At 34.9% G+C, this 20015-nt stretch carries 16 protein-coding genes and 2 pseudogenes; 10 read left to right on the top strand and 8 right to left on the bottom strand.

All coding sequences use genetic code 11. The features are described from left to right. Positions 1-22 precede the first annotated feature (22 nt). The gene (locus tag V1503_RS13355; RefSeq protein ID WP_410627577.1) at positions 23-1015 is read left to right on the top strand and encodes an NAD(P)/FAD-dependent oxidoreductase; all 993 of its coding nucleotides are present in this window, start codon (positions 23-25) and stop codon (positions 1013-1015) included. A 418-nt stretch (positions 1016-1433) separates the two neighbouring features. Next, complete coding sequence (locus V1503_RS13350) at positions 1434-2309, top strand: vanadium-dependent haloperoxidase (protein WP_214481043.1); 876 nt, start codon at positions 1434-1436, stop codon at positions 2307-2309. Between the two features lie 741 nt (positions 2310-3050). Here V1503_RS13350 and V1503_RS13345 read toward each other — a convergent pair. Next, positions 3051-4760 carry a glycosyltransferase family 4 protein gene (locus tag V1503_RS13345; protein WP_410627574.1) on the bottom strand — a complete coding sequence of 570 codons (1710 nt, stop codon included), beginning with the start codon at positions 4758-4760 and terminating at the stop codon, positions 3051-3053. A gap of 158 nt (positions 4761-4918) precedes the next feature. On the opposite strand from V1503_RS13345, the pseudogene V1503_RS13340 reads away from it, so the two are divergent. The 5 genes and pseudogenes from V1503_RS13340 to V1503_RS13320 all read left to right on the top strand — a co-directional run. Further along, positions 4919-5968 (top strand): annotated as a pseudogene (locus V1503_RS13340) (glycosyltransferase); the annotation flags it as partial. Beyond that, positions 5957-7090: a polysaccharide pyruvyl transferase family protein gene (locus V1503_RS13335; RefSeq protein WP_410629432.1), complete on the top strand. Its 1134-nt coding sequence runs from the start codon at positions 5957-5959 to the stop codon at positions 7088-7090. The pseudogene V1503_RS13340 and the gene V1503_RS13335, both read left to right, overlap by 12 nt. A gap of 25 nt (positions 7091-7115) precedes the next feature. Next, on the top strand, positions 7116-8297 hold the full coding sequence (locus tag V1503_RS13330; protein WP_410627572.1) for a GT-D fold domain-containing protein: 1182 nt from the start codon (positions 7116-7118) through the stop codon (positions 8295-8297). A 4-nt stretch (positions 8298-8301) separates the two neighbouring features. Beyond that, positions 8302-9411 carry a glycosyltransferase family 2 protein gene (locus V1503_RS13325; protein ID WP_410627570.1) on the top strand — a complete coding sequence of 370 codons (1110 nt, stop codon included), beginning with the start codon at positions 8302-8304 and terminating at the stop codon, positions 9409-9411. Positions 9412-10072: 661 nt separating this feature from the next. Then, positions 10073-10666 (top strand): hypothetical protein, encoded by a 594-nt coding sequence (locus V1503_RS13320; protein ID WP_410627568.1) that lies wholly within the window; start codon positions 10073-10075, stop codon positions 10664-10666. 415 nt (positions 10667-11081) lie between these two features. On the opposite strand, the gene V1503_RS13315 is transcribed toward V1503_RS13320, so the two are convergent. Further along, entirely contained in the window at positions 11082-11444 is a 363-nt protein-coding gene (locus V1503_RS13315) for a HesB/IscA family protein (RefSeq protein ID WP_320209538.1), read from the bottom strand. 184 nt (positions 11445-11628) lie between these two features. Next, positions 11629-12483: a diaminopimelate epimerase gene (gene dapF, locus V1503_RS13310; RefSeq protein ID WP_214481048.1), complete on the bottom strand. Its 855-nt coding sequence runs from the start codon at positions 12481-12483 to the stop codon at positions 11629-11631. 239 nt (positions 12484-12722) lie between these two features. Here dapF and V1503_RS13305 point away from each other — a divergent pair, with 239 nt between their 5' ends. Next, positions 12723-13421 (top strand): DUF2225 domain-containing protein, encoded by a 699-nt coding sequence (locus tag V1503_RS13305; RefSeq protein ID WP_410627565.1) that lies wholly within the window; start codon positions 12723-12725, stop codon positions 13419-13421. A 283-nt stretch (positions 13422-13704) separates the two neighbouring features. Here V1503_RS13305 and V1503_RS13300 read toward each other — a convergent pair whose 3' ends face one another. After that, entirely contained in the window at positions 13705-13941 is a 237-nt protein-coding gene (locus V1503_RS13300) for a YuzB family protein (protein WP_214481050.1), read from the bottom strand. A 248-nt stretch (positions 13942-14189) separates the two neighbouring features. On the opposite strand from V1503_RS13300, the gene V1503_RS13295 reads away from it, so the two are divergent. Next, positions 14190-15257, top strand: a complete 1068-nt coding sequence (locus tag V1503_RS13295; protein ID WP_214481051.1) for an NAD(P)/FAD-dependent oxidoreductase — start codon at positions 14190-14192, stop codon at positions 15255-15257. A 274-nt stretch (positions 15258-15531) separates the two neighbouring features. Here the strand turns inward: V1503_RS13295 and V1503_RS13290 are convergent, their stop codons facing one another. Further along, complete coding sequence (locus V1503_RS13290; protein ID WP_410627562.1) at positions 15532-15861, bottom strand: YuzD family protein; 330 nt, start codon at positions 15859-15861, stop codon at positions 15532-15534. A gap of 53 nt (positions 15862-15914) precedes the next feature. Between V1503_RS13290 and V1503_RS13285 the strand changes: the two are divergent. After that, positions 15915-16262, top strand: a pseudogene (locus tag V1503_RS13285) (NifU family protein). A 321-nt stretch (positions 16263-16583) separates the two neighbouring features. On the opposite strand, the gene thrB reads toward V1503_RS13285, so the two are convergent. Genes thrB through V1503_RS13270 form a run of 3 tightly spaced genes read right to left on the bottom strand, consistent with a single transcriptional unit; the run spans position 16584 to position 19866 of the window. Further along, the gene (thrB, locus tag V1503_RS13280) at positions 16584-17504 is read right to left on the bottom strand and encodes a homoserine kinase (RefSeq protein WP_410629431.1); all 921 of its coding nucleotides are present in this window, start codon (positions 17502-17504) and stop codon (positions 16584-16586) included. Between the two features lie 2 nt (positions 17505-17506). Beyond that, complete coding sequence (thrC, locus tag V1503_RS13275) at positions 17507-18568, bottom strand: threonine synthase (protein ID WP_410627560.1); 1062 nt, start codon at positions 18566-18568, stop codon at positions 17507-17509. Further along, positions 18568-19866 carry a homoserine dehydrogenase gene (locus V1503_RS13270; protein WP_410627558.1) on the bottom strand — a complete coding sequence of 433 codons (1299 nt, stop codon included), beginning with the start codon at positions 19864-19866 and terminating at the stop codon, positions 18568-18570. Before V1503_RS13270 ends, thrC begins: the two co-directional genes overlap by 1 nt. Between the last annotated feature and the right edge of the window lie 149 nt (positions 19867-20015).

The following is a 20015-nucleotide window of genomic DNA, read 5'->3' as shown; positions in this document are numbered from 1 at the left end:
TTCACATATGGGGGGATTTGGTTTGAAAGAAGATCAAAAAGTGTATGACATTACCATTATTGGTGGAGGTCCTTCAGGATTGTTTACGGCTTTCTACGGGGGAATGCGGCAGGCTAGTGTAAAAATTATCGAAAGCCTTCCACAATTAGGTGGACAATTATCAGCACTATATCCAGAAAAGTACATTTATGATGTAGCTGGATTCCCGAAAATCCGGGCTCAAGAGCTAATTGATAATCTAAAAGAGCAAATGGAAAAGTTTTCACCAACCATTTGTTTAGATCAATCTGTAGACAAGCTAGAGAAGCAAGAAGACGGAGTTTTTAAGCTAATAACAAATAGTGAGATACATTATTCTAAAACAATTATCATTACTGCTGGTAATGGTGCGTTTCAGCCTCGTAGAATTGACCTTGAAAAAGCTACAGAATATGAAGGGAAAAACCTTCACTACTTTATAGATGATTTACAAAAATTCAAAGGTAAAAAAGTAGTCGTGTGTGGTGGAGGAGACTCGGCTGTAGATTGGTCACTAATGTTAGAGCCAATTGCAGAGAAAGTATCCATTATTCACCGTCGTGATAAATTCCGTGCACATGAGCACAGTGTAGAAAATTTAATAAATTCAAAGGTTGACATAAAAACACCTTATGTTCCTGTTGAAATTATTGGTGATGAAAAGGCTATTAAACAAATTGTCTTAGAGAAAGCTAAAGAAGGAACAAAAGAAGTGATTGATGTAGATGACGTTATTGTTAACTTTGGCTTCGTTTCATCTCTTGGTCCTATTAAAGAATGGGGACTTGAAATCGAAAAAAATTCTATCGTTGTAAACTCTAAGCAGGAAACCAATATTCAAGGTATTTATGCTGCTGGAGATATTTGTACGTATGACGGCAAAGTAAAGCTAATTGCTTCTGGCTTTGGTGAAGCACCTACCGCTGTTAATAACGCAAAGTCATACATTGATCCAAAAGCAAAGCTACAGCCATTACACAGTTCATCTATGTTCTAAAATGAACGCTCTTTTCGTTAATTAAAATTCACCAAATAATATGCTTTATTAAAATCAGCGATCATAAAAAACATAACAACCATTTTTCCAATGTAGGAAAGATGGTTGTTTTTTTAATTATTACTTATCTCACTAAGATTTAAACACGTAAGCATCTATAGCGATCGTGACATCTTTTCTACTTTGCTAATGATGGAATTTGTAAAAAACTAATCATACTGTCCATTTTTAGTAATAATAGCAACAAAGTTTACGAAAAAAGCCTTTCATAAAGGATAGTCAAATTCTTAATATGAGCAACTACGTTACTGTACACCTATTAGCCGATTTTATCAATTTATCGCACGATAGACTAATGAATCAAACCTCTATGTTTATTATTGAATAGACTAGTAATAAAAGAAAAGAGGTGAATTCATTGAACTGTAACTGTCTATTTAATTCTTGTGAATGTAAATGTACGTATGAGAGATGGAATGAGATTCCTTATGCTGGAGAAAGTGAACCTCCTAAAAACCCTGAAGAACCATATGCAGGATCATGGTCAACTTACTATATTAAGCGATGTGGCAATCAGTTTATTACTCTTCCAAACAAAGAACCTATTTATTTCTCTATTAAAAACCCAAATTATATTGATTGGAATGAACAACTAGAGAAAGTATTAGAAGTAAGAGATAATCTAGATGATCATAAAAAAACTGTAGCGAAATATTGGGGTACAGGTGTTGCGACAAAGCAATGGACACCAATAATTGACCGACTCATTGACACATATGGTGTCACAGCACCTAGAGCTGCTAGAATATTGGGTGCAGTGCAAAGTGCTATAAATGATGCATTTGTCATTACTTGGTTTTATAAATTTCTATGGCTTGTTGCAAGGCCTGATCAGCTAGACCAAGAGTTAGCAACCGTTGTTTGTACACCAAGACATCCTACGTACCCTTCAGGCCATGCCGCTGTTGCTGGTTGTGCTGCAGAGCTATTAAAATATTTCTTCCCAGGGGAATCTTTAAGATTAGACGAATTAGCCGAAGAATGTGCCATTTCTCGATTATATGGACTCGTTCATTTCCCTATTGACAATGATGAAGGACTAAGCCTAGGTAGACAAATCGGTCAAGTTGTTGTTAACAATCTCAAGAAGGAAGTTGACTCACAATGTGACCCAATTGATACACCATATGAGGATAACCTACACGCAGATCTCATGCCACCTCCATATGAACAAGTCATTCCATTTGATTTCAATACTGAGTGCCAATCATTAGTCATACCTGACGATGACTAATATGAATAATATACAACAATCCACAATACCCCAGTAAAACCACTGTATAGGAGAGTTCCTATACAGTTTTTATTGTAAATATTGTGGATATTGTGAATAAACTGTGGATAAAACTGTTAAAAAGTTAACTCTTTTGATAAATACTAAGCAAAGTAAATGAACTAAGATGTGTGACAGATTCATCAAAAGGTTTTACCATCTTAGACTTTATTAATGAATTTTCTATATATTAATAATTTTTATTAATAATTATCTATATTCTTTTTCCCTTCAAAAAGTTATTTTGATGCTGTTTTTGTGCCACTTCCATATCTTTATGTATGAATAATAATGTTATTGATGAGCTTTGAGAATATATTAGTTCCGTAGAAAGGCTGAATTTCATTATACATTCTCAATATATATTTTTTAAAGCTGTGGACATTGTGTGTAAACTGTGGATAAAATTGTTAATAACTTCAACCTGCTAAAGGATAGCGTCGGCAGCTTAGGTAAAATATTTACTTTACCTTTTATACAAATGTGTTTACATTAATTATTATTTTTCGTAAATAGAGCTAAATACTACTATAAAAATCATATTTCACACCGGTTACCCAATTGTAGCTAATAAAAAGCAGCAAAGTTTACGAAAAGAGCCTTTATTTAGTTTCAATATTTTCAAAGAGAATAATAGAGTGTAGTAAATACCCTTCTCTACACTCTAATGATGGATCTTATGTTGAGGTTAAGAGTTACTTATTACACAGATAGTTTATTAATTTGATAAATGTATTCAGGATACGATACTGCATCTCCTAAAATGGACATATTCCAAGTATTTGTTTCATTTGAATTTTTCTTCTCAAGAAGTTTGTTTAGAAAATATATTTCAGAGAAGTACTTATCTTGAAATGAATGCTTTCTTAATTTCTTTTTCGCTTCAAATCTCCTTTGAAGGCGGTATAAACATAATAACATCCACCGGAAATATACTGCTTGAAGTTGTGGATCTCTCGTTTCATCATATAGCGAAGTAAAGTCCTTTAATGCTTCTTCAAACTCTCTTTCAATGAAAGGTCGATACCCTTTATGATTGATTAATATTTGATTATTATCGGATTGAACTGGACTATAGCAAATATCTTCTACATGATTTTGTATATTTTTATGGTATGCGACGACTTCCCAACGAGCAATTTTTATGGAGCTATCAATTTCGTATACGACTGGAATTTTTATGACAGATGCTTTTGTTATATTTATTAGTTTAAGAAATTTAATGTAATCGCTTGGATTGATAAATGCATCTTCTGAAATTCCTATGTTCCAATCTTCCTCTGTATGTTGTCGCTTTACTTCAAATGATGCAACCTTCTTATAATAATCATAAATTTCATCTATAGTCACATGCCATTTAAATTGCTTGGCGGTAGAAAGTCCATTCGTTATAAGTAAATCAACTAATTCATCGTCATCTAGCACTTTTTTGATTTTACTAGTTAAGTCTATCGGATCCCTAATTCTACATAGTAGAACATTCTCTCGGTCAATAGCATATTCTAGTACGCCATCATTTTCCGTCGTAACGACAGGACAACCACAAGACATGGCTTCTAATGGTGGAAGAGAAAAGCTTTCATAATGAGACGCAGATACATATAATCTCGCACCTCTATATAAATCTGCGATTGTACTTTGACTAGGTTGAACGAAGGCTTTTGTAACCTTATTTCTCATGTCGTTTGACGGCTCCTCAGGCGTTATCCAAAACAACGATATATCGTATTCTGGTTGAATGGCTTGATACGCTTCAATAATTTCACGTATACCTTTAAAAGAAGCAGATTCTGCACCCACCATTAGCATATACGGCTTCTCTGATTTGAATGAAGAACTTCCATCGTAAAAGATGCTTTCATCTATTGCGTTATGAATGACACTTACGTTTCGACCATAATTTCTATTTATCAATTTAGCTGCATTTTTTGATACTGTATATATAAATGTCGGCAGTTCATATTGACGTTTAATAAATACCTTTAACGTGTCATTCATACTTTCATAATCAAACAAGTGAAAGTCACCTTGTTCAAAATAAACAACTGGCGCAATACCTGTATCTATACAGGATTGAATATGATCCCAGTAGGTTGCAACAATAACATCACAATTTGGTATTCCTTTTGCTAATTCGATCGTAAATGGAACTTGTATATAGGTAGCATCAATTGGATACCAATGAGGTTTTTCAAAATGTGTCACAATTGTAACTTTAATGCCAAGGCGTGTTAAACGATTAACATGCTCAAAAATAATTTTTACTCCTCCACTTACAGCTACACTAGACATCACATAAACGATATGAAATGAGTCTTTGGCTTTGTCCTTTTGGCATAAGACCTGTTTTTCGGACATGTGTTGTTGAGCTAATCGCTTGTTAAATTCTTTTAATTTTAGTTCTTCGTACATACTAACCTCCTTACATATAGTTGATGAAAAAATTATATTTCGTATGATCTATCATATTAGTAAAAATGATAAGGGTGTTGTCTTGAGGCTCAAAGCTCACATAAGAATACTGCAAACATATTATGTTGTATTGATAAAACAAAACAGGAGGGCGATCTGTGGTTACAATCAGTTTATGTATGATCGTTAAAGATGAAGAACAAACACTTGAGAATTGTTTAATCAGTGTCAAGGAAGCTTGTGAGGAAATCATTATTGTGGACACTGGATCTACAGATAAAACGAAAGAAATCGCTTCAAAATATACAGACAAAATCATTGATTATGAATGGATTGATGATTTTGCTGATGCAAGAAACTTTGCTTTTAGCCATGCTACTAAAGAATACATCCTTTGGTTAGATGCTGATGATGTGGTACAGCAAGAAGATTTAAAAAAATTATTACAACTTAAAGAGGCTTTAGAGGAGTCTGTAGATGCTGTATCTATGATCTACAATATCGCCTTTGATGAGTATGGGAATCCAACGTTTAGTTATAGAAGAAATCGTTTAGTAAAACGAGTAAATCAGTTTAAGTGGTTCGGAGTTGTGCATGAGTATTTATCAGTATCAGGAAATATTATTAAATCAGATATTGCAATTAGTCACCATAAACATTTAAAGGAAAATGATGTGAGTGAAGGAAGGAATCTAAAAATTTATGAAAATCGTATTAAACAAGGAGAAAATTTTACTCCTAGAGATTTGTATTATTATGCTAATGAACTAAAGGACCATCAATTTTACCAAAAAGCTATTAGTTATTATGAAGAGTTTTTAGCTACCAAAGAGGGCTGGGTGGAGGATGAAATTAGGGCATGCCTCAACTTAGCTGACTGCAATAGTCATTTAGGCGATCAAGAAGAAGAATTAAATTGCTTATTAAAATCTTTTAAATATGACTATCCACGTCCAGAGATTTGCTGTCGTTTAGGAAGCTATTTCATGGAAAAGAATGATTATCAAACAGCAGCATTTTGGTTTCATACGGCCCTTCACAATTGGAATACAAATACTGACGGGTTTCAGCAGCTTGCCTATTCAACATGGTATCCTCACTTGCAACTATGTGTATGCTATTGGAATTTAGGTGATGTAGATCAGTCTATTAAACATAATAAGGAGGCTGAGAAATATCGTCCGAATGATGAAAGTGTGAAATATAATCATCAATTTTTTTCAGAATTAAAGGGAGAAAATACAATTAAAAAAGTTTTATATGTCGGATGGATTGGTTATAAAAACCTTGGTGATGATTTGCTTTGGGATCTTTTCCGATATAAATTCAATAAAATATTAGCTGATAAAGAATGGAAGCTAAAAGGTACTTATATGCGCACATCAATCGAAGAGTATAACCTTGATACACATGATTTAATTGTGTTAGGAGGTGGCTCTATTATTTGTAAAAATAACATTCCTTTGTTATATGAAGCTATAAAAAGAGGCAAGAAAGTACTTATTTGGGGGTCAGGTATAGATTTAATTCAATTAAACCATATTCCATTATTATTAGAAGGAAAAAGAATTAACGTCGATAAATACTTTACGAAAGATATTCAGAAAAAATTAATAGAAGTCATAGAGCATGCAGAGTTTGTAGGTGTTAGGGGACCATTAACGTACGAAATTATTAAGCAAATGGGAGCAAACGAAGATAAAATGATGATTTGCGGAGATCCTGGGTTCCTTCTCTCAGAGAGAACTACATTCAAAGAAGAGGATAAAGTATCTTTCCCATCTACAAACAAAGTAATTGGAGTTAATTGGGGAACATCTTTTAACCGCATATACGGAGCAAATGAGCGTCAGCTAGAGAATTCATTAGTGAACGTAATAAAATCACTCATTCAAAAAGGCTACAAAATTCACTTATATACGGTCTGGGATCAAGATATTCCAGCTTTAAAATCAATTTATCATAAAATAAATGATCAAGAAAATGTCATCTTGGACACAACCCTCTATCATCAAGATGCGTTAATAGACCTTATATCAAATTTTTCTTTCACAATCAATTTTAAATTGCATGCAAATATTATTTCTATTGCTGCGGGTACACCTCCAATCGCCTTAGCATATCGATTTAAAGTTTTTGATTTTGCTCACTCCCTCAATTTGGAGGATTTCGTTATTTCAACTGATTCAACAGACCTCGAAACCAAAATAATGGAGTTAGAACTTTTAATTAGTCAAGATAGACCAAACATTATTGAAAAAATAAAGAAAACAGAATTAGAATATATGCATTTAATTAACAAGCCGTTTGATGAAAAGTTATACCTTTAAGAATGTGAAAAGGAATGAAAAATAGATGTATAACATATCAAAAAGTGAATGGCAAAAGCTTAAGAAGTATGGTCATGTTGAAGTAGGTAACAACAAAAACTATGCTGTTGAAGGCTTATATTATGGTGGTGACAAGATTGTAGAGGAAAGTTTAAATAAGCAATTTATTTTACCATTTAGCATTGAAAACATCATTGATGCTGGAATAAAACAGTTAAGTGAGGAAAAAATCAAGCTGAAAAACGCGGAGCATATCGCTAACGAAATAAGAGAGGCACTAAGAAATGGAAAGGGATATTCTCTTGTTCGAATTGGAGATGGAGAGTTAATTTTTTTGTCACATGACCTAATCAATTCAAGTGAGGAAATTAACAAAGAACCTCGACTCCAATTTCTTTCTTATGCAGGAGTTACCTTACCTGATCATGAAACTAGAGATTTTTTAACAGAAAAATTATTATTAACAAATGTAATAGGTGTGCCAATCGCGAGGTATCCTACTTTTCAAAACTTATTTATAAAGCTAGTGAACTACCATAATTGGAATTTAAAGAAAATGAACGTAACGAGTTCATTTATTCATTTTGAGCTTTGTCGGTATACAACACTGTATCATGAGTTATTACAGCACCACCGTGTATTGTTAATTGGAAATAAGATGAATGAGGGAAGAAAGTATTTTGAAGACATTGGTTACGAGAATATAGTTGGTAACGTTCCCGTTTTTGGAGTAAAGGATGTTTCAAATGTCATTACTAGAGCAAAAGAATATGAATATGACGTGGTTTTTGTCTCAGCGGGAATTGCTGCCAACCTAATTTGTGTAGAGCTAGCTCAAGAAGGGAAAATCGCTATAGATTTTGGTCATTTAATTGATTCGTTAATAAACGACAAAGCTCATATTTTATCTTTAGACAGCAATTTACTTGACGTAAGTAAATGCTCTGATATTGGATATTATTATGTCAATTGGGGTGATTATAAAACTGCAGCCTATTGGTATGAGCAGATTCTTAAAATGGAAAATTTGTCTTCCGAATGGATGAAGATTGCACACCTACAGCTTTGTGTTTGCCACTGGGAATTACATGATCTTCAAAAAGCTAATGAGCATAATGAATACGCTGAGACTTATGCCCCCAATGACCCGAGCGTTTTGCATAATAAGGCTTTTTTCAAAGACATTCTAAAAAATAACGAGGGGTGAATTTATGATCAGTGTTATTCTACCTGTTTACAATGGAGAAGCATTCATTAAAGAAACAATTGAAAGTATCTTAAATCAGACAGAGGAAAATTTTGAGCTAATTATCGTAAATGACGGGTCCACAGATAAAAGTGAAGAGGTGATAAAATCCTTTACAGATCGAAGAATACGTTATTTTCTTCAAGAGAACAAAGGGGTAGCTGCGGCAAGAAATAAAGGGTTAAGTCATTGTAAGGGAGACTTTATTACTTTCCATGATGCTGATGATCTGTCATTGAAGAATCGATTTGAGAAACTGTTAGAAGGATTCTACGGAGAAGACATTGTCTTTGTTCATTCAGATATGCTATTAATCAACGAATTTAATCAGCCAGTCGGTTATTGGCAATCGAATAATATTCATCCTTCAGAATTGTTTTCTTTTTTTATCAATGTAGGTACTCCTTATAATAATGGTACGATTATGTATAGAAAAGAAAAGATAATAAACAATAAAATCCCACCATATGTACTCGGCGAAGATACTGCATTTGTTATGAATATTGCCGTCAATTACCCATCCTACCATATACCAGAACCAATCTATTTATATCGTCGGCATTCAAAGAATGCATCGCAAAACAATAGCTACGAGACGCTTGTACAACACATTAAAGAGTTCTTAGCTCAAACTGAACCTAGTAAATTTTTAAAAGAAATTGATTGGTCTGATGAGCCAAAGGAAAGAAATCAATTAAAGGCCAACCTTATTGTGGGTGTAGCACTTTCGAAGCGGGGCTTATTCCCTGAAACGGTGAAGCTATTTGATGAAGCAATACCCTTCATAACTGATCAGAAGGATAGAGATTTTTTCGAAGGAATGAAAGCATTGGTAGAAAAAAGGTTCCATGATGCAGAGAATATTTTTTCCCAGTATGAAGAGAAGGATCATATTATAGAAAATTACTGTGGCGAAGCTTTATTGCACCAACACAAATACAATGAAGCGTATATCCATTTTTTAAATGCACTAAAGCTCAAAGCTGATTATGTGACCCCTACACAAAATTTAAAAGCGATCGGTCAAATGATCGGTCTTAATTTAGTTGATAAATATAGAAATAAATATTATTAGTTTAGCTGTAGGGATTTTATTAGTGTTTTTTCTAAGAAAAGTATTTACAACTAGCATTCGTAACATCTTTTTTTCTATATAATGAAAACTGCTGTATGACATCATATATTGCTGATCTAATTTCCAGTTAAAATGTAGGGAAAGAGCATCATTACAAAAATTCCAATACAAAGCATTTTTTATATAAAGATACTTTTTACCAATCACCCACTCAAATTATTTTCGCTCATTGTATCCCAATATTTTCGGTACTTAATTTAATAGCTTCTTTCCTATTATCGTTTTTTTCCTGTACTTTTATAAACATTTGTTGCTAAACTATTACATTTTTTAAGCTATGACTTATTAGTAATAACACATAAGTTCTTAGTGATTGATGCTTCTTAACAAAACACTCACCTTTAATCAATTCAACATTACAAAAAAACTTCAATCGTAATGATATATATTCCATTTCTATAGAAAGATCGGAAACTGAAAACAATACATTAATGTAATTTTAATAGTTTATTGCTGATCTGCAGAAGAATAAAGCCTATGCTTTTCTGATTACATGCCCTTTTTTTAGTTATTTAATATTATTTTTACAGCTTGTGGCTATTCTACCCAACCAATTATTTAAAACGAACATAGACTAAATTAGAACAAGGAGGTGTGAAGAATGTATTATAGTAATAAAGATGAAGATTGCAAGTGTAAAGTCGTTCCACAACCGAAACCAGGACCTCAAGGACCTCAAGGGAAACCAGGACCTCAAGGACCTCAAGGACCACCAGGACCTCAGGGACCTACCGGACCTACTGGACCTACTGGACCTACTGGACCTACTGGACCTACCGGACCTACCGGACCACCTGGTAATCCGACCGTCTTTTTAAATACAGACCAACAAGTCGATATAGGTGCAAATGGTTTCTTAGGGTTGGGTACCTTTAGTAATACTTTTCTTAATAATTCCGTAGTAGTACCACAACTAGTAAATAATATCCAACTGACTTTCAATATTCGAAATGCAGTTTTACTAAATGCGAATCAATCAGTAAGGGCAGAGGTTTTTTCCTCTGATCAATGCGGTGGTAACCTGACAGCTACAGGAATTTTCGTATTACTATCAGGTCCAACTACTGATTGTTGCGCCAGTGCATCTGGTCCTGTTACCCCTATTCCCGCTTGTAGTCTACTATCGGTACAAATCCAGAACAATTCAGGAGTAGCATTGCCTTCTGGTGTTGCAGCAACTGTCACTTTATCTTAACAGAAATAAAGGGAAAGAATTTATATGCTCTTCCCATACTTTTCGAAAATTTGTTTTAGATATAAATTAATACTTTGATATAATAAGGTTCTGTACAGACGAACATTCCTTGAAAATTATGCATAGAGATAGAGTGTCTTGTTAAAGACTTGATTATTTTATCACTAATAAAACAAATTTAAACAGTTTTAGAGCTCTGTCTCTATCCTTCATTTTATTTCGGGAATTATTCATTCATACTGATCCCATGAGTTAATTACATTTTCGTTGCTTCAATGCTATAGAAAAGGCCTCTCAACAGTTAAAGATTTACCGTTAAGAAGCCTGTTATTTTTACAACCTTCAATTCTCGTTATAGGGGTTGTTATTAATACCTCAACATGCAACGTCTAGAGCCCTGATCTCCTTTTATCATCTAACACTCCTCAGGTGTGCCCTCATTCGTTGATGTACGGAACGATGAACCACAGCCACAATTCGCAATGGCGTTCGGATTATCGATCGTAAAGCCCCCACCCATTAAAGACTGTTTGTAATCAATTTTTACTCCCTTTAATATTGGTGCGCTTTCCTCGTCAACGACCATTTGAATCCCGTGTTGTTCAAATTGGATATCACCTTCTGCTACCTCATGTTCAAAGCCCATGCCATACGATAGTCCACTACATCCGCCACCTTGGACTCCGATGCGCAGAAGAGCTCCTTCTTCTTCATTTTCTTTCTTCATCGCATTGATTTGATGTGCTGCTGATTCAGTTATTTCTAATATATCACTCATTCATCTTCCCTCCAATCTGAGTTTTTAATTGTCTAGCTTTGCCTCATAGCCGCGCAAGTCGATTCAACTTAAAGATGACTATTGTACTTTTATTTTTCTTTTAGTATACCTTTCCCGTTTTGGCTATACAAATAATTAGTCCTGTCATAGCATGGGATTCTAAAGGTAGAAATTGATATATCTTCTAGTAGTAATACGTGCCCGTACAAATTGTTTCAGCAGGTCCTGTCATCATGACATTCCCTTCATTTGTCCATGTGATGCGTAAATCTCCACCTGCTAAATGTACAAGTGTTTCTTTATTACGTATCGTCTTTTCATTTAATACAGATGCGACTACTGCTGCGCATGCACCTGTTCCACAAGCTTGAGTAATACCTGATCCTCTCTCCCAAACTCGGAAATGAAGTTCGTGATCATTCACGACTTCAACATACTCAACATTAATTCCTTCTGGGAACCTTGCATCCTTCTCTATTAATGGTCCTTCTGACGTTAATGGAGCCTCATCAATATGTTCAACGTAAAAAATAGCATGTGGGTTCCCCATAGAGACAAGTGTCACTTCTCGCTCTTCACCAGCAAAAATATTTTTCTCACTTACAACAGCTTCCTTCTCATCACCAACCATAGGAATTTGAGAACGTTTTAGTTGTGGTTTGCCCATATCTATCGTTATACTAATGACCTTGCCTTCCTCTTCTTGAATTTGCGCATGTACAACACCTGATAGTGTTTCGATTGGAAATGCCTTGTCACTCACTATTTTATGTTCGTACACATATTTCGCAACACATCTGAGACCATTTCCGCAGTTTTTCCCTTCTGAACCGTCATTATTAAAAATTCTCATTTTCACAGCTGCTACTTCTGACGGACAAATTAAAATCATTCCGTCTGATCCAATTCCTGTATTCACATTAGAAATTTTTATTGCAAGCTCAGCTAATTGTGATTCTTTAAGATTTTCCTCGAACATATTTACATATATATAATTATTGCCTAGACCATGCATTTTAGTGAAAGTCAGTTGATTCATTGCAACATACCCTCCATATATTTTTTCGTTCCGTTAGTCTTCATGTATATTGTACTCATTTTTTGTTCATACTGGAATTATCCCCCGTATGATATCGTCCTTCATATTATTTGAAGGACTTCTTTTTGTTTCTTTCGACTCATTATTAGCAGTACTAATTTCATATATTTTACGATATAATTATATAAATATTATTTTGTGCTTAGGAAATATAAACTGCTAGTTAGGAAGGAAGCAACATGAATACTATCCCTCCATTCTATGATTATAAACCTACATGCTTGCTATGTAAAAAAACTTATACTACTAAAAAGGTTAGATCACGTTATACGAAGGTTTCTCTTCATGAGTCAGATTTCTGCCCTCAATATAAAAATGAAGAATACGATCCTTCACTTTATTATATTTGTGTGTGCCCTCATTGTGGGTTTTCTAGTTCAAATAAGTTTGAAGCGGCTTTCCCGCCTTTAACGATAGAAACGATTGAAAAAAATATTTGTGACAACTGGGCAGGTAAAAATTACTGTGGGATTCGGACAAAGAAAGATGCCATTGATACATATAAGTTAGCAATATATAGTGCATTACTTAAGAAAGAAAAACATATAACAATTGCTGGGATGTATCTTCGTACAGCTTGGTTATATCGTAAATTAACAAATCAAAAACAAGAACAACGTTTTATGAAGTTAGCACTAGAGGAGTATATTCAGTCGTATATGACCCACGACTTTAACTTTACTCAAATGTCTGAAATTCGTATCTTGTATATGATTGGAGAATTGAATCGAAGACTTGGTAACGATGAACAAGCTATTCGATATTTTTCAAAAGTTCTTGAACAGCAAAATAACACGATTGAATACGGAATCATTAACATGACGAGAGAACGTTGGTATGAAATCCGCCAGGATCGCCAAATGGTCACTCTCGATTAGGACAGTTGTTGTTGGATTATTAATCTTAGAGCATGACGATTAAAGTAAATTGAGCAGGTACCTTATCAATTTAAGAAAGCTATAGCATGACCAAACATAATAGTAATCAAAAAAAGTGCACTAATAAATGAGTGCACTTTGTTTATTCTGTTACGACAATATAATTTTTTGTACCAAGAATTAAATACGAATTACGAAGCACTTTTCCTACAATAAAATGACGGCAGTCAAATTAATTTTCAATTTAGTACCATTAGCAACAGAATTTACGAAAAGAGTCTCATTAAAACATCGGATTATCCTCTAAATATTGATTTATATTATTTACGAGTTCATCAGCATCTTTTCCTACAACAATCTCTCCGTTGACAAGTGCAAACAAGGATTGGGCACATTTACCACAATAGCCTAAACATCCATACTCAATGATATCTAAATTTGGATCCTTCTCAAGCCTTTCACGTGCTTGTTGACCACCATTAGCTAAATTACTAATACAAAATTCAATAATAGGCTTCATTTTTTTCACCTCTCATCGATTTTATATGCTACTCATTTTTTGCTGTTTCGTCAACAATATTGCTCAAATTTTGTCAAGAAATATGGAATATTTGTTGTTATTTTGTCGTAATTTAGTTATACTTTTTTATGGTTTCATCATTATTTAGTTATTAACCATATTAATATGTATAACATTATATATTTTATAGAAAATTTATGAAGTACGTATCGTAATCTCTTACTTTTTTAACAAAGGGGAAGTCAACAATGAAAAACCTTGTCATTCTTGGTGGCGGATACGGTGGTATGCGTATCCTTCATCGCCTTTTACCCAACGAACTACCAAATGATGTCCAAGTTACTCTAGTTGATCGCATTCCATATCATTGTTTAAAAACCGAATACTATGCTCTGGCAGCTGGTACCATTTCAGATACGCATGTACGAGTATCTTTTCCTGAGCACGATCGGTTGAACCTCTTATATGGAGAAGTTACGAACATTAATTTGGAAGATAAAACCGTTGAATTTCAAGATCGAGAACCGTTATCTTATGATGATTTAATCATTGGTTTAGGCTGTGAAGACAAATATCATGGCGTTCCTGGAGCGCAAGAATATACGTACAGTATTCAAACAATTGATAATTCACGAGACACTTACCAAAAGCTTAATAACTTACCAGCAGGTTCCACTGTCTCTATTGTAGGTGCAGGACTAAGCGGCGTAGAGTTAGCAAGTGAATTACATGAAAGCCGCGTTGATTTAAACATCAAACTATTCGATCGTGGAAAACACATTTTATCGATGTTCCCTGAACGTTTAAGTAAGTATGTTGAATCATGGTTTTTAGAACATAACATAGAGTTAATTAACAATGCTTGTATTACGAAAGTAGAAGAAAATGTCTTATATAATCATGATGAAGGTATCTCAAGTGATGCAATTGTTTGGACAGCAGGCATTCAGCCAAATAAAGTCGTTCAAGCTTTACCTGCCGAAAAAGATGCACAAGGACGCGTAGTATTAACAAACCAGCATAACATTCCTGAAAATGAAAATGTCTATGTAGTTGGTGATTGTGCAAGCCTGCCACACGCACCTAGCGCACAACTCGCTGAAGGGCAAGCTGAACAAATCGTTCAAGTGCTTCTAAAGCGCTGGAATAATGAAGAACCACCAAGCGAATTCCCACCAATTAAATTAAAGGGTGTTCTAGGTTCTTTAGGTAAAAAACATGGTTTCGGTTTACTTGCAGATAGACCTCTCATGGGAAGAGTTCCTCGCCTATTAAAATCAGGAATTCTTTGGATGTATAAAAATCACAGGGGATAAACTCGGCCTCTGATTATCATCCAACATACCTCGAGCTACATTTAGAATGTCACAAGCGGGTTGACCACCCTAGAGCATATCAATACCAGAGGCTTTTGCCTCTGATTTTAATAAAACGTCATCAATGGCTGACTATAACTATGCCAGGAGATTGACTAAATTACATGGTACATTAAACAAGAAAAGACGGGCTGTTACCCGTCTTTTAACTGTATTTTTTGCTATTAACCTTATTAAACGAGCTTTGGATTGCCTTCACTTAGTCATATGCTTGTTATCCTTGTTGATAGCCGTATTTCTCCATTTCTTCAAATACAGCTTTTAATTTAGGGTTCCCTTCACCAACAATATTGTCATTAATAACAACTACTGGATAAAACATATCCTCTTCTATCACTCTAGTAGCGAAGCTCTGTTTGTCCTTCTTTGAAGGGGGAGCATATATATCAACATATGATATTATAAATGGCTGATTAGGAAATTTTCTCGTTATTGCAGCATCCAACCATTCATATGTTTCTTTCGAAGATGGTAAGTTTACACAACTAGGACATAATACTTCCGTACCGTATACACAAACTTCTACTTGTTGTAATATAGTCATAGGGTAAGACACTCCTCTTTTTCAGTGTTCTTATCTTATTGTACAAGAAAACGATTGCTAACGAAACTTTTTCTGTAACCCAATCGGTAAATATCCAAGTTCGTACGATAGATTTTTTTCATTACACTGTTTATAATAGATAATAAGGAAAGGAGTCGATAATCTTGGCTGAATTAGCAATGGAAGAACAAGTACAAGAAGTTTTAGATAAACTTCGCCCATTTCTTTTACGTGACGGAGGAGATTGTGAATTAGTTGACGTAGAAGACGGTATTGTAAAGTTACGTTTATTAGGTGCATGTGGTAGTTGTCCGAGTTCCACAATTACATTAAAAGCAGGTATTGAGCGTGCACTTCTAGAGGAAGTACCAGGTGTAGTAGAAGTAGAACAGGTTTTCTAACCTGATATAATATGTCATATTGGTCATCTAACACTAGTTCACTAGTGCTAGAGCAAGACAATATGAAAAGCGAAACCTTCCTGAATGGAGGTTTCGCTTTTTTATTATATTGTTTTTGCATTGATTTTTTGTTGTTCATCGTAAAATATAAACACGGAAAATACCTGTGATCTCGTCGCAATTTTTCTTCTATAAGACGATACCATTCGCTTACGACCTCACTGTGTTGCAATTTTATATAAATAACAACAAAATCTTATGAAAAGAACTTTTATTTACAGTAGACCGAGCTTTTATGGTCAGTTAATCTTTACAGTATAGTCAGTTCACTTCTTCCTTTTCTTTCGATGTTTGAACTACCGTGCTCCCTTGATTGTCTACAGAAAGAAATTCTATTTTATGTTGAGAAAAGCTGCTTTGTAGGGATTTTTGAAGATTTGCACCTTTACCTTTTTCAGCAAAACAAATAATTGTTGGTCCAGCTCCACTTAATGCTGTACCAAAGGAACCGTATCTTCTCGCACAAGAGCTAATTTCGTCTATGTCAGGAACGAGCTTTGATCGATATGGTTGATGAAAAAGGTCTAGCTCCATCATTTTTCCCGCAAGCGTCCAATTTTTAGTCAATAAAGAGCTTATTAACACATTACTAATTGAGCTTGCTTCAACAGCCTTTGAGAATGCAAAATCACTTGGAAGGACACTTCTAGCTTCAGCAGTTTTCAATTCAAATCCAGGTATCACGACTACAATATCGACATCAAAATCATGTACTGCGATAATGTCAGTTTCATGTTGACGGTGGCTACCGATTATTAACCCTCCATAAATGGATGCACCAACATTATCAGGGTGCCCTTCATATAAGCTAGCAAATCTAAGCTTTTCATCATTTGTCAGATGCAAATCACATAACACATTCGCTAGTTCGATTCCTGCAACAATGGCAGCTGCGCTACTACCAAGCCCTCTAGCAAGTGGAATTTCACCAGTAACGTCTACATAGCATGGAGTTAACTCTTTTTCATGTATATCAGCTACTTTTTGTGCAACTTGAAATATGAGATTATCTTTACCCGTCGGAATATCTCTTAACTCGTCTGTCAGCGAATGAAATAACCATTGTGTACTTCTCTGTACTTCAAGTGTTAAGTAGCGTGAAACAGCTAAGCCGATAGAATCAAACCCTGGTCCTAAGTTGGACGTACTGCCTGGTACTTTTATCACGATCCGTTCATTCATAGTCACGAATGAACAGCTCCTTGAATATGATCAAATACAACTTTCTCGTCATTCGGCAATACAACAGGCTTAATTTCTGTTGAATCAATGGCAACATTTGGATCCTTTAAGCCATTCCCAGTCAAAACAGCCACAACTTTGCTTCCTTTGATCATTTCTCCACTCTTTAGTTGTTTTATTACTCCTGCTATTGAGGCACAAGATGCAGGCTCTGCAAAGATACCTTCACTACGTGCTAACAGACGATATGCTGCTAAAATCTCATCATCTGTTACTTCATCAATTTTACCGTTTGATGATTTAGCTGCATCAACTGCATAATCCCAGCTAGCTGGATTTCCGATCCGGATCGCTGTAGCAATAGTTTCTGGGTTTTTAATTACTTCACCTCTTACAATCGCAGCTGATCCTTCTGCTTCGAAACCTCTCATTTGTGGTAAACCTGTCTCATGCTTTTCATTGTATTCTTTAAAACCTTTCCAATATGCGGTAATATTTCCTGCGTTACCAACAGGGATAGCTAGCACATCAGGGGCAGAACCTAATTGGTCACATATTTCAAATGCTGACGTTTTTTGCCCTTCTATTCTATATGGATTCACCGAGTTCACTAGCGTAACTGGCGCAATTTCACTAAGCTTACGAACCATTGTTAGCGCATGGTCAAAGTTTCCTTCAATTGCAAATATCTCTGCCCCATACATGACTGCTTGAGCAAGTTTCCCCATGGCAATTTTCCCATCAGGAATGACAATTATACATCGCATACCAGCACGAGATGCATATGCGGCAGCTGAGGCTGAAGTATTTCCAGTGGAAGCACAAATCACTGTGTCACTGCCTTCCTCTTTTGCTTTTGCTACAGCCATTACCATCCCTCGATCTTTAAATGAACCAGTTGGATTTGCACCTTCTACTTTGACATATAGGTCAATTCCTAGCTCCTTTGAGAGATTGTCAGCTCGGATTAATGGTGTATTACCTTCATGTAAACTTAGTAATGGTGTGTTATCAGTAATCGGCAAATAATCCTTGTAATAATGTAATAATCCTTTCCAAGCCATTATACATTCTCTCCCTCTATGCGATATGAACTTTTCACTTCATATATAACATCTAAATCTCTTAATTGCTGCAAAATTTGCTCATAATCTTGTAATGAAGCGTGATGTGTCACTAATACGATTTCCGCTAAATCACTTTCTTTTAAAGGTAACTGTAATATTTTTTCAAAGCTTACATCTCGTGCTGTAAATAGACCCGTTATTTTCGCAAAAGCTCCAACTTGATCCTTCACATGGATACGTAAAAAGTATTTTGAAAGAATTTCTGAAGCCGCTTTAAGTTGCTTATCATATTGTGGAGTAATAAAGCTATTTCCATTAATACCAAGTCTCATGTTTTTCATTACTCCAACCAAATCTGAAACTACTGCAGTAGCTGTTGGTAAGCTACCAGCCCCTGGGCCATAAAACATTGTTTCTCCTACTGCTTCACCATAAACATATACGGCATTGTACTCGTCATTTACTGATGCTAACGGGTGTGACTCCGGAAGTAGCGTCGGCTGGACACTGACTTCAACTCGATCATCACTTCTATTCGCCAAACCAACAAGCTTCATTGTATATCCTAATTGCTTACTATATTGAAGATCCTCTTCCGTAATATCTGTTATACCTTTCACTGAAACGTCTTCTAAATCAATATTCATCGAAAAGCCGAGGGTAGCCAATATTGCCATTTTCCTTGCGGCATCTAATCCTTCAACATCTGCAGTTGGATCTGCTTCCGCATATCCCAATTGTTGTGCTTCAGTTAGCACCTCATCATAAGGACTACCAAATTTATTCATTTTCGTTAAAATAAAGTTTGTTGTCCCATTTACAATCCCCATCATTTTAGTTATTCGATCTGAAGCAAGACCGTCTACTAAGCTTCTTAAAATTGGAATTCCGCCTGCAACACTCGCTTCATAGAAAATATCACAACCGTTTTCTGCAGCAACTGTTAACAATTCTGATCCATATAACGCCATAAGGTCTTTATTTGCTGTAACAATATTTTTCTTATTTCTGAGTGCATCTAAAATATGTGAACGGGTTTCATCTACTCCACCCATTACTTCGATGATAACGTCGATGTCAGGATCATTAATCACATCATCAACATTCGTTGTGAGCACAGATGCATCTATCTTAACATCCCTATCTTTATTAACATCTTTTACAACGATTTTCTTAATTTTCACCGGACAGCCGACCTGATGCATAAGACGATCTTGATGATTTTCAATAATTTTCACAACACCGGAGCCTACTGTTCCAAGACCTAATAACCCAACTGAAATTGACTGTACCATACTCCCCACCTCGTTCATTGTTTTCTCCATAGAAACATTTGTTTATATATAAAAGACATTATAGAGAGTATTACATATGATTACAAGCCTTTTTTTAAATGCAAAAATGTAATCGCATACTTTTATAATGACTGTTTTTTAGTGATTAG

This window comes from Nanhaiella sioensis, assembly GCF_046557775.1.
Taxonomy (GTDB): domain Bacteria; phylum Bacillota; class Bacilli; order Bacillales; family SM2101; genus Nanhaiella; species Nanhaiella sioensis.
The sequence above is the reverse complement of the archived record's forward strand: the minus strand, read 5'-3'. Positions and strand labels throughout refer to the sequence as shown.